The 11581-nt window shown below is 65.7% G+C and carries 10 protein-coding genes and 2 pseudogenes; 5 read left to right on the top strand and 7 right to left on the bottom strand.

Annotated features, from left to right (window positions below):
• From JOY90_RS36230 to JOY90_RS36220, 3 genes are all read left to right on the top strand, one after another.
• The coding region (locus tag JOY90_RS36230) for a CpaF family protein (protein WP_291695887.1) at positions 1–561 on the top strand (561 nt) is incomplete at its 5' end.
• Between the two features lie 13 nt (positions 562–574).
• On the top strand, positions 575–1552 hold the full coding sequence (locus tag JOY90_RS36225) for a type II secretion system F family protein (RefSeq protein ID WP_291695886.1): 978 nt from the start codon (positions 575–577) through the stop codon (positions 1550–1552).
• A gap of 10 nt (positions 1553–1562) precedes the next feature.
• Positions 1563–2537 carry a type II secretion system F family protein gene (locus tag JOY90_RS36220; protein ID WP_291695885.1) on the top strand — a complete coding sequence of 325 codons (975 nt, stop codon included), beginning with the start codon at positions 1563–1565 and terminating at the stop codon, positions 2535–2537.
• 61 nt (positions 2538–2598) lie between these two features.
• On the opposite strand, the gene JOY90_RS36215 is transcribed toward JOY90_RS36220, so the two are convergent.
• Both JOY90_RS36215 and JOY90_RS36210 read right to left on the bottom strand, forming a co-directional pair.
• Positions 2599–3408 carry a tetratricopeptide repeat protein gene (locus JOY90_RS36215; RefSeq protein WP_291695884.1) on the bottom strand — a complete coding sequence of 270 codons (810 nt, stop codon included), beginning with the start codon at positions 3406–3408 and terminating at the stop codon, positions 2599–2601.
• A gap of 186 nt (positions 3409–3594) precedes the next feature.
• A complete protein-coding gene (locus JOY90_RS36210) occupies positions 3595–3930 on the bottom strand; it encodes a hypothetical protein (protein ID WP_291695883.1) in 336 nt (111 codons plus the stop codon).
• Positions 3931–3986: 56 nt separating this feature from the next.
• On the opposite strand from JOY90_RS36210, the gene JOY90_RS36205 reads away from it, so the two are divergent.
• The gene (locus tag JOY90_RS36205) at positions 3987–5369 is read left to right on the top strand and encodes a M17 family metallopeptidase (protein ID WP_291695882.1); all 1383 of its coding nucleotides are present in this window, start codon (positions 3987–3989) and stop codon (positions 5367–5369) included.
• Positions 5362–6204: an NlpC/P60 family protein gene (locus tag JOY90_RS36200; RefSeq protein WP_291695881.1), complete on the top strand. Its 843-nt coding sequence runs from the start codon at positions 5362–5364 to the stop codon at positions 6202–6204. Before JOY90_RS36205 ends, JOY90_RS36200 begins: the two co-directional genes overlap by 8 nt.
• 191 nt (positions 6205–6395) lie before the next feature.
• On the opposite strand, the pseudogene JOY90_RS36195 reads toward JOY90_RS36200, so the two are convergent.
• The 5 genes and pseudogenes from JOY90_RS36195 to JOY90_RS36175 form a co-directional block, all read right to left on the bottom strand.
• Positions 6396–6782: pseudogene (locus JOY90_RS36195) on the bottom strand (Clp protease N-terminal domain-containing protein); the annotation flags it as partial.
• 81 nt (positions 6783–6863) lie between these two features.
• Positions 6864–7013, bottom strand: a pseudogene (locus JOY90_RS36190) (glyoxalase superfamily protein); the annotation flags it as partial.
• A gap of 1267 nt (positions 7014–8280) precedes the next feature.
• Entirely contained in the window at positions 8281–9918 is a 1638-nt protein-coding gene (locus JOY90_RS36185) for an ABC transporter ATP-binding protein (protein WP_291695880.1), read from the bottom strand.
• Between the two features lie 6 nt (positions 9919–9924).
• Entirely contained in the window at positions 9925–11103 is a 1179-nt protein-coding gene (locus tag JOY90_RS36180) for an ABC transporter permease (RefSeq protein ID WP_291695879.1), read from the bottom strand.
• Positions 11104–11581 (bottom strand): ABC transporter permease subunit (locus JOY90_RS36175; protein WP_291695878.1); only part of this gene is annotated, 478 nt, incomplete at its 5' end.

The raw sequence follows: 11581 nt of genomic DNA, 5'->3' as shown, positions 1-11581 counted from the left end.
GTGGTGCGCCTGGAGACGCGGCCGCCGAACATCGAGGGCGAAGGCCAGGTCACGATGCGTGAGCTGGTCCGGAACTGCCTGCGTATGCGCCCCGAGCGCATCATCGTCGGCGAGGTCCGCGGACCCGAGGCCTTCGACCTGCTGCAGGCCATGAACACCGGCCATGACGGCTCGATGGGGACGCTGCACGCCAACAATCCCCGCGAGGCGCTGTCGCGCTGCGAATCCATGATCACCATGGGCGGTTTCTCGCTGCCCTCGCGCACCATCCGCGAGATGATCTGCGCCTCGATCGACGTCATCATCCAGGCCGCGCGCCTGCGCGACGGCTCCCGTCGCATCACCCACATCACCGAGGTGATGGGCATGGAAGGCGAGACCATCATCACCCAGGACCTGTTCATCTACGACCTGGTCGGCGAGGACGCCAACGGCAAGATCATCGGCCGCCACCGTTCCACCGGCATCGGCCGGCCGCGTTTCTGGGACCGCGCGCGCTATTACGGCGAAGAGAAGCGGCTCGCCGCCGCGCTCGACGCCGCCGAAGACAAGCCGACCTGAGGAGAGACCGGCCGTGAAGATACAGGCAATGGCTCTGGCCTTTCTCGCCACCGCCGCGGTCGGCGGGCTGGCATGGGTCTTCATCTATCCGCTGTTGTCCGGCGAGAAGAAGGCCGAGAGCCGCCGCGCCTCCGTCGCGCGGCCGGAGCCGGCCGCCAAGCGCCAGACCGAACGAACCCAGCGTTCGCGGCGCGAGCAGGTCGAGGGCTCGCTGAAGGAGCTCGAGGCGCGACGGCAGAAGGAAAGCAAGGTTTCGCTCAACACCCGCCTGACGCAGGCCGGCCTCGACTGGTCGCCGCAGAAGTTCTACGTGATGTCGGCCATTCTGGCCGTGGTGTTCCTGGGCGCCGGGATATTTCTGGGCGGCGGCATCCTCGGTCCGATCGGGCTTGCTTTCGCGGCCGGCTTCGGCGTGCCGCGCTGGGGCCTGAGCTTCCTGAAGAAGCGCCGCGAGAAGAAGTTCCTCGCCGCGTTGCCGGACGCGGTCGACGTCATCGTGCGCGGCATCAAGGCGGGCCTGCCGCTGTTCGAATCGATCAAGGTCGTCGCCGCCGATGCACCGGAGCCGCTGCGCAGCGAGTTCAAGGCGATCATCGAGACCCAGGCGATCGGCATGCCGCTGGGCGAGGCCTGCGCGCGGCTGTACGACCGCATGCCGGTGCCGGAGGCCAACTTCTTCGGTATCGTGGTCTCGATCCAGCAGAAGAGCGGCGGCAACCTGTCGGAAGCGCTCGGCAACCTGTCCAAGGTGCTGCGCGACCGCAAGAAGATGGCCGAGAAGATCCAGGCGATGTCGATGGAGGCCAAGGCCTCCGCCGGCATCATCGGCTCGCTGCCGCCGATCGTGATGCTGCTCGTCTACCTCACCACACCCGACTACATCTCGCTGCTGTGGACGCACCCGACCGGGCAGTTGATGCTGGTCGGCTGCGTGGTCTGGATGGGGCTTGGCATCATGGTGATGAAAAAGATGATCAATTTCGACTTCTGACGGTGCAAGCATGATCGAGTTCCTGGCCACCAAGCTCCACGACGCGCATTTCATGACGATGCTGTTCGCGGCGATCGCCGTGAGCGCGACCGCCTACACCCTGATCACGCCGTTCTTCGCCGGCGAAGGGCTGCAGAAGCGCATGAAGGCGGTGGCGAGCGAGCGCGAAAGGATCCGCCAGCGCGAGCGCGATCGCCTCAACAAGGCCGAGAAAGTCTCGTTGCGCCAGACGCCGAAGCAGATCGTCTCCAAGGTCGTGGAGGACTTCAACCTCACCAAGTGGCTCGCGCAGGAGAGCGCGATCGAGAAGCTGAGCCAGGCCGGCCATCGCGGACAGGCGCCCTACATCACCTTCCTGTTCGCGCGCCTGGTGGCGCCGATCGTGATGTTCCTGGCGTCGGTCGTGTACGTGTTCTTCATCTCGCATCTGGAGAAGTCGATGCCGATCAAGATCGGCATCTGCGTCGCCGTCGCCTATGTCGGCCTGCAGGCGCCGATGCTGTACCTGAAGAACGCCATCTCCAAGCGCCAGCTCTCGATCAAGCGCGCCTTTCCCGACGCGCTCGACCTGCTGCTGATCTGCATCGAATCCGGCATGTCGATCGAGGCGGCCTTTCGCAAGGTCGCAAGCGAGATCGTCACCCAGTCGGTCGCGCTGTCGGAGGAATTCACGCTGACCACGGCGGAACTGTCCTACCTGCAGGACCGCAAGGTGGCGTACGAGAATCTGGCGAAACGCACCGGCATCGAGGGTGTGAAGTCGGTCTGTCTCGCGCTGATGCAGTCGGAACGCTACGGCACGCCGCTCGGCCAGAGCCTGCGCGTGATGGCGCAGGAAAACCGCGACATGCGCATGAACGAGGCGGAGAAGAAGGCAGCGGCGCTGCCGCCGAAGCTGACCGTGCCGATGATCGTGTTCTTCCTGCCGGTGCTGTTCGTCGTCATTCTCGGACCGACCTACATCAAGGTCTCGGCGATGATGTAGCGATCAGGCGCGCGGCGCTCATGCCGGGCGCGACCGTTCAGCGTAGTTTGTTCTGTTGAAATCAATCCGGCTGGTTGAGCGCCACCCCGACGCGGCGGCGGGCGGACTTCGGATCGTCCTTGCCCTTCAGCATCTGCTTCAGATAGGCAACGTTCGCGGCCGCCTCGTCGGGCGGCAGGTCGCGCTTGACGATGTCCTCGGCCTCGGCGAAGCGGCCCTGCAGGCCGACCACAAGTCCCAGATTCTGCCGCACCCTCGCATCGGCCTTCGGGCTCGCATAGGCCTGCCGCAGCGTTTCCTCGGCCTTCGGCAGGTCCTTCGCGAGCATGTAGGAGAGGCCGAGATTGGACAGCACCGAGGGCTCGCCGGGCACGATCTTGAGCGCGCTCGCATAATAGCTGCGCGCGTCCTCGTGGCGGCCCATCTGGTCCAGCACGGTGCCCTGCACCGAGAGGATGCGCCAGTCCGGATTGTCGGGCGAGTGCGCGCGCGACAGCACGTCGAACGCCTGCTGAAAACTGCCGTTGTCGGCCAGCGCCCTGCCCCAGGCCGCCATCAGCGCCCTGTTGCCGGGATGGGCGATGGAGGCCTGCTCGAGCACGGCCGCCGCCTGGGCGCGCTGGCCATTGGCGCGCAGCGCCTGGCCGTAGGCCAGCGCCGCGTCGGCGTCCTTGGGGTTGGCGCGGTAGCGGTCGCCGGTGACCTCGGCCGCCCGCTGCAGGTCGGCGACCGGGCTCGGATCGGCCCTGGTCGAGAGCGAGCCCGTGATGTCGGAGACGGTCTGGCAGCCACCGAGGCCCGCGGCCAGCAGCGCAGTCACGGCCGCGGAGGCCAGGAGCCGGACAGGACCAGTTGGAGGACGCCTTCGCACCTTGACACTCGCGCTGAATCGAGTTGAACGCGCGAGCAATAAACCGTTAACCCTAACGGCGCGTTAACGGATGGATTTGGCCCGCAGTAGCGCGGAATTGGGGCGACGGCATAAGCCCGCGTTCGAATGCCGTGCGGACCCTTGGATGAACGCTTCGAGGAGGATGTTCCCCCTGTTCCCGCCCCCTCAATAATCGAGCGCCAGCCGCTTCCTGATCTCGTCGACCCGCTTCTCCAGCGCGTCGAAGCGGGCATGCAAGGCCCGGTCGTGCAGGTAGAAGATATAGCCGAGCGCAAGCAGCCCGAAGATCCAGTGATGACTTTCGACATAGGCGAGCGCCGCCTCGATCGCATGGCCGATCAAAGCAATCGTGCCGAGCAACGCATCCATGACCGTCAACCTCCCGCAATCCTGTTGTTCCGTCGCAACGATCGCGGCCGCCGCCACATCATTCCCGAGCTGCCACAAGCTAGCATAGCCGCGCCTTCGCCGGTTAGCGCCTCGCCCGGCGATTGCGGCCAAGTGAAAACTCTGCGAGTCTTGTCACGTCACGCTGCCATCCTGACCACGAGCCACGCATGCCCATTCCGTTCGAAACCGCGCCCGGCGCACCGGCCATCCCGATCACCTTCGCGAGCAAGTCGACCTGGGAGGCGGTTCGCGCCGGGTTGCCGCCCGTCGCGCGGCAATTCGCCGAGGCCAGCGGTTTTGCCGCCAGGCCCGGCGCGTGCCTGATCCTGCCCGCAGCTGACGGAACGATCGCGCAGGTGCTGTTCGGCCTGGAGGAGAAGGACGGCAGGTCACGCGACCTGTTCCGGCCGGGCGTGCTGGCGACCCTGCTGCCGGCCGGCGTCTACCGCTTCGCCAACGCGCCCCACGATGCGCGGCTGGCCGCGCTCGCCTTTGCGCTCGGCGGCTACCGTTTCAGCCGCTACCGCAACAGCGAGGCCTCCGAGGTGAGGCTGGTGCCGCCCGAGGGGGTCGATGTCGCCGACATCGCCCGAATGGCGGATGCGGCGATGCTGGCGCGCGACCTCATCAACACGCCGTCGAACGACATGGGGCCGGCCGAGCTTGCTGCCGCCGCCACCGATGTCGCCACCCGCTTCGGCGCCAGCTTCAACTGCATCGTCGGCGACGACCTGATCCGGCAGAACCTGCCGCTGATCCATGCCGTCGGCAGAGCCTCGACCCGCGCCCCGCGGCTGATCGACTTCACCTGGGGCGATCCCGCGCATCCGAAGGTGACGCTGGTCGGCAAGGGGGTCTGCTTCGACAGCGGCGGGCTCGACCTGAAGCCCTCGTCGAGCATGCTGACGATGAAGAAGGACATGGGCGGGGCGGCCACGGTGCTGGCGCTGGCGCAGATGGTGATGGATGCGAGGCTGAAGGTGCGCCTGCGCGTGCTGATCCCGGCGGTCGAGAATGCGGTCGCCGGCAATGCGTTCCGGCCGCTCGACGTCTTCCCCTCGCGCAAGGGACTGACCGTCGAGATCGGCAACACCGATGCGGAAGGCCGGCTGATCCTCGCCGACGCCCTGGCGCTGGCGGATGAGGAAAAGCCGCAGCTCCTGATCGACATGGGAACGTTGACCGGAGCCGCGCGGGTCGCGCTCGGGCCGGAGCTGCCGCCGTTCTACACCCATGACGACACGCTCGCCGAGGGCGTGGCGCATTTCGCGCGGCAGGAGAACGACCCGCTGTGGCGCATGCCGCTGTGGGCGCCCTACGACGGCTGGCTCGACTCGAAGACCGCCAACCTCTCCAACGTGGCGTCCGGCACCTTCGCCGGCTCGATCACCTGCGCGCTGTTCCTGCAGCGCTTCGTCGAGCATGCCAAGTCATGGCTGCACCTGGACATCTATGCCTGGACGCCGTCAGCGAAGCCCGGACGGCCCGAGGGCGGCGAGTGCCAGGCCGCGCGCGCCATCTACAAGCTGCTCTGCGAACGCTATGAGTGATCCGCGCCTGACACCGGCGCGCGGCGACATCGCCGCGAAGCATCTCGAAGGCCAGGTTGCGGCCGCGCGTTTCGTCGACGGCGAGCTGTTTGAGGTTTGCGATGCGATCGCGCCATTGCGCGAGCGGCCCGCCGGCGACGCCCCGCTCCTGACCCAGGCGATCAAGGGCGAGCGGATCACGATCTACGACCGCAACGCCGAGGGGTTTGCCTGGGGGCAGCTCAGCGACGATGGCTATGTCGGCTGGATTTCCGAAGCGGCCCTCGCGAGGCCTTCGGCCGCGCCGACGCACAAGGTCACCGCGCTTCGAACGCTCGCCTTCTCCGGCCCATCGATCAAGCTGTCGCCGGTCGAGGCGCCGGTCATGGGTTCGAAGCTGACGGTGCTGCGCGACGACGGACTCTTCGCGGTGACGCGCGAAGGCTGGTATGTCCCGCGCCGGCACCTCGGTCCGCTCGAGGGCCGCGAGGCAGATTTCGTCGCGGTGGCCGAGCGCTTCATCGGCACGCCCTATCTATGGGGCGGCAAGAGCAGCCTCGGCATCGACTGCTCCGGCCTGCTCCAGGTGTCGCTCAGCGCCGTCGGCATCGCGTGTCCGCGTGACAGCGACATGCAGCAGGACGGGCTCGGCCGGCCGCTCGACCTGTCGGAAGCCGGCAGGCTCGCGCGCGGCGACCTGCTGTTCTGGAAGGGCCACATCGCAATCGCGCGCGATGCCGACACGATCGTGCACGCCAACGCGCACCACATGGCCACCGCGATCGAGGACACGCGCGGGGCCATTGTTCGCATCCGTGAGGCGGGCAGCGAACTGGCCGCGATCAAGCGGCTCTAGCCCGTGACGGGCAGATCGGATGGCCGCAAGTTCGGCACCACGCATGACCATCCGACGGAGCGCTGCGCAGGGCGCGCGACGGCTTGCCGATTCCTTTCGAGCCGAAGATCAGCCATGGGTCCAGCAACAGACAGCAGAGTTTCAGTTTGCGACCGCAGCTACGCCGCAGTGTCGCCGTCTCCCTTTTCGCGGCCACCACTGACATAGTTGATGGCATCGTAACGCGTCATCCCCTGTTCCATCAAGGAATAGACGGCGTAGCTCTCGCGCTCGGCAAAGATCGCCACGACCACATTTGCGCCCGTCGCCTCCTCGAGAACGGAAGACTGCACTATCGCGGTGCGCTGGATCACCCGCTGAAAGGCCGCGGTGGGCCTGGGCTCGCCATCGTCGGTTATTAACGTCGTCAATTCGTTGTCGATGTAATTCACGAGATGCTCTCTCAATCTGCCGAGATCGACCGTGCAGGCCGTCATCACTGCCGACGCGTCCTCGTCATCGATCAGGGCGAGCAGCAGATGCTCAAGGGTGGCATACTGGTGTTTCCGCCGGCTGGCGTAAGCGATGGCCCGGAGCAGCGATGACTTGAGCCCGGCGGAGAGGGTGGTAGAAAACTGAGGCGGGGCGGCGCTATTGCGGGCATCAGCCGCATCGGCCCGGATTGCGGCAGAGAGGGTGTTCCAATCGGCCACGCCAAATGCCTCGGCGATCAGTTCCAGGCTTTGGCTTGCAGTGATCTTGAAACCCCTGGCGCCGAGTGAGGCACGCAATGTACGCGCCATGGCCTTGGCGTGACGGAAGTCGCGCATGTCCTTTATCCTTTGCTCGAACGAAACCGGAGTATCAGGGCTTGCGTTGCTGACCCGTCGTTCGGGTGCAAAGGCCTGCGAAAGGCTGCGATACGTTCACCAAACCCCGTAGGGCTGCAAGCGGCAGGTCGTATCTACCCGGAAAACAAGGTGGTGGACCAATGGGTCGGTGTCAACCGCTGATAGCGCGACCGCCGCGCGTGGCCGTGACTGCAACGGGCCAAGAACCGAAATTTTCTCGTCAATCAGGAGGCTGCCGGGCCCCCTTCACTGCCGACGTGGCGGGCAATGCCAGCTTACACCTGGCATGATCGCCGGCGCTCTGGCGGAGGGTCGTCGCGTCGCCGGGACCGCGGTCCCAACGACGGCCTCGATGCTTCGCACCGGCCGAATCACGCGAGTGAGCCCCGCTCGCCGCCGAACAGTCCGCCAAAGCCAGCCGAAATCGCTTGCGTCAAAACAGAAATTTCACGAGCTGGATCAACTCGATCACGGCCGTCACCGGCCTCGGCGCAATTTTCCTATTTCTTTTTTACCGAATTCGTGTATATGGTCCTTCGTCCCGCCTCCATCGGAGGGGCGTTTCGCGATCGTCACGGACGTGGGGGGTGGGATGCGGTGGACGCTTTGGCGCGCAAGACGAGCGCGCTCGAAGCGGACGGCGAAGCCGTGTGGTCCCGGCGCCCCGACGCTGGCGTCAAGCCCCGCAGAGGATGATCTGCGAGGCGACGGGGGCAAGAAAGCCCGGTCCCCGAGGAGAGCACGGTATAAGCGTTAACACCATCGCGCAGGGAATGCCGGTGATTTCGGCTGAACCTGTGGTTCCTGCCCCGTGCTTACTTGCTGCACGGGGGCCATGGGTGAGGCTGAACCACCCGGCATTCCCTGCGCCCTCCCCTGATTTCGAGGGCGATGGATTGGCAAAGCTCGGACGAATCCCGTCGCGAGAACGTGAGCGCATGTCCTCCGCCGTCCCATGTCCCCCGCTGTCATGCTCCGCGAAAGCGGGGCATCCAGCATTCCAGAGACTTCTCGCATGAGTACAACTGTCTCTGGAATGCTGGATCGCCCGGTCAAGCCGGGCGACGACAGTGTGCCTCGCTGTTTGATTCGTCGAATCTGCAAACTGATGCGCTCGGTTGGGCGCGTCGCTTCTCCTTCGAGCGAATGGTGGGCACGTCGCTCCGCGCGATGCGTAGCATCGTCGCTTTGCGCCTTTGCCACCCTACAGACCGAAGAGGCCCGAACCGGCCGAACTCTCATGGCCTCAGGTCGCCACCGCTCCATTGGCGGTGGCCTCGTTGCGGAAGGCAGCCGCGAACAGCGCGCTTGTATAGTCGCTCTTCGGATGGCTGAAGAGCTGGGCGGCCGGACCCTCCTCCACCACCTTGCCGTCGCGCATCACGATCAGATGGCTCGCGAGCGAGGCGACGACGCGCAGATCGTGCGAGATGAACATGTAGGTGAGGTCGCGCTTGCGCTGCAATTCGCGCAGCAGGTCGACCATCTGAGCCTGGAACAGCATGTCGAGCGCGCTGGTCGGCTCGTCGAGCACGACGAAATTCGGCTCCAGCACCACCGCCCGCGCGATCGAGATGCGCTGGCGCTGGCCGCCGGAGAATTCATGCGGATAGCGGAACCGCGTCTCCGGATCGAGCCCGACATCGGTCAGCGCCTTGACCACCCTCGCCTCGCGCTCCCGCCCCGACAGCGCCTTCTGGTGCACGCTCAACCCCTCGGCCACGATGTCGCCGACCGACATGCGCGGGCTCAACGCGCCGAACGGATCCTGGAACACGATCTGCATGTCCCGGCGGAACGGCCGCATCTGCTTGAACTTCAGACCCTGGATGTTGTTGCCCAAGAAGACGATCGGGCCATCCGAGGAGATCAGCCGCAACAGCGCCAGCCCGAGCGTGGTCTTGCCCGAGCCGGACTCCCCGACCACGCCGAGCGTCTCGCCCTTGCGCACCGCGAGACTCACGCCGTCGACGGCCTTGACGTGACCGACGATCGAACGGAACAGCCCGCGCTTGATCGGAAACCAGACCTTGAGGTCGTCGGCACTGATCACGACCGGCGACTCCGGCCGCGGCGGCGCCGGATCCGGCTTGGGCTCGGCCGCCAGCAGCGCGCGGGTGTAGGGATGCTGAGGCGCGCTGAACACCTGCTCGACCGGCCCCTGCTCGACGATCTTGCCGCCGTTCATGACGCAGACCACGTCGGCGATGCGGCGCACGATGCCGAGGTCGTGGGTGATGAACAACAGGCTCATCCCGAGCCGCGCGCGGATCGAGGCGAGCAGCGCCAGGATCTGCGCCTGCACGGTGACGTCGAGCGCCGTGGTCGGCTCGTCCGCGATCAACAGATCGGGCTCGTTGGCGAGCGCCATCGCGATCATGACGCGCTGGCGCTGGCCGCCGGAGAGTTGATGCGGATAGCTCTTCATCCGCGTCTCCGGGTCGGGAATGCCGACCTGCCGCAGCAGTTCGAGCGTCCGCGCCCGCGCCAGCGATCCGCTGATCGGCTTGTGCAGATGCAGGATCTCGCCGATCTGCCGCTCGATCGTATGCAGCGGATTGAGCGAGGTCATCGGCTCCTGGAAGATGATCGAGATGTCGTTGCCGCGGATTTGGCGTATCTCGTTCTCGCTCAGGCCCATGAGCTCGCGGCCGTTGAAGCGGATGCTGCCCGACGGATGCGACGCGACCGGGTATGGCAGCAGCTTGAGGATCGACAGCGCGCTGACCGATTTGCCCGAGCCGGACTCGCCGACCAGGGCCACGCACTCGCCGCGCTTGATCTCGAACGACACCTTGTCGACGGCGAGCGAGGTCGATCGCTGCTGGTGGAAGGCCACCGAGAGGTCGCGGACGCCGAGCAGCGGCTGGTTGACGGTGTCCATCGCGCCCTACCTGAACGTCTTGCGCGGGTCGAAGGCGTCGCGCACCGCCTCGCCGATGAAGATCAGGAGCGACAGCATGATCGCGACCGAGAAGAACCCGGCGAGGCCGAGCCAGGGCGCCTGCACGTTGTTCTTGCCTTGCGACAGCAGCTCGCCGAGCGATGGCGAGCCCGGCGGCAGGCCGAAGCCGAGGAAATCGAGCGCGGTCAGCGTCATCACCGAGGAGGAGACGATGAACGGCAGGAAGGTCATGGTCGCGACCATGGCGTTCGGCAACAGGTGCCGGAGCATGATGACCGCGTTCGACACGCCGAGCGCGCGCGCCGCCTGGATGTATTCGAAATTACGGCCGCGCAGGAACTCGGCGCGCACCAAGCCGACCAGCGACACCCAGGAAAACAAGAGCAGAATGCCGAGCAGCGTGAAGAAGCTCGGCACCAGCACCGCGGAGAGGATCAGGAGCAGATAGAGCTCCGGGATCGAGGTCCAGATCTCGATCAGCCGCTGGAAGAGGAGATCGATCCAGCCGCCGAAATAGCCCTGGATGCCGCCGGCCGCGACGCCGATGATCGACGAGAAGAACGTCAGCGTCAGGCCGAACAGCACCGAGATGCGGAAGCCATAGATCAGCCGCGCGACGACGTCGCGGCCCTGATCGTCGGTGCCGAGCCAGTTGTATTCGAGATCGCGACAGCCGGAGAGGCCCTTCTTCTGCACCATGTCCTTGCACTGGGCCTCCGTGAGCATCCAGGTCGGCGGCGACGGCGCCGGCGTCGGCAGGTCGAGGTTCTGGGTGCTGGAGGAGAAGCGGATCAGCGGCCAGACGATGCTGCCGCCCTTGTCCTTGATCAGTTTCTGCAGATAGGGATCGCGGTAGTCGGCCGCAGTCTCGAAATCGCCGCCGAACGTCGTCTCGGAATAGCTGACGAAGGCCGGCCAGTAGAGATGGCTGTCGTACTTGATCAGGAACGGCCGGTCGTTGGCGATCAGCTCGGCGAACAGCGAGATGAAGAACAAAGCAAGGAAGATCCAGAACGACCAGTAGCCGCGCCGGTTCGACTTGAAGTTCTGCCAGCGCCTGCGGTTGAGCGGCGAAGGCTCGAACGGATGGCGCGTGATCGGCACGGCGCCGCCGAGCGGCGTCTGCACCGTGGTCTCGACCGGCGGCGGCGCGGTGATCGTCATTCACACCTCCCGCGCTTCGAAATCGATCCTGGGATCGATCCACATATAGGCGAGATCGGAGATCAGGTTGACCACGAGGCCGAGCAGCGAAAAGACGTAGAGCGTCCCGAACACCACCGGATAGTCGCGGTTCAGCACGCTCTCGAACGAGAGCAGCCCCAGCCCGTCGAGCGAGAAGATGGTCTCGATCAGGAGCGAGCCGGCGAAGAAGGCGCGGATGAAGGCGCTGGGAAAGCCCGCGATCACGATCAGCATCGCATTGCGGAAGACATGGTTGTAGAGCACCTGGCGCTCGCTGCAGCCCTTGGCGCGCGCCGTCATCACATATTGCTTGCGGATCTCGTCCAGGAACGAGTTCTTGGTGAGCAGCGTCATGGTGGCGAAGGCGCTGAGCGCCATCGAGATCAGCGGCAGCGTGAGATGCCAGAAATAGTCGATGATTTTCCAGTACCAGGGAAACTGCGACCAGCCGTCGGAG

Origin of the sequence: Bradyrhizobium sp. (assembly GCF_019242285.1) — a bacterium.
Lineage (GTDB): Bacteria > Pseudomonadota > Alphaproteobacteria > Rhizobiales > Xanthobacteraceae > Bradyrhizobium.
This window is presented reverse-complemented; position numbering and strand designations above follow the sequence as displayed.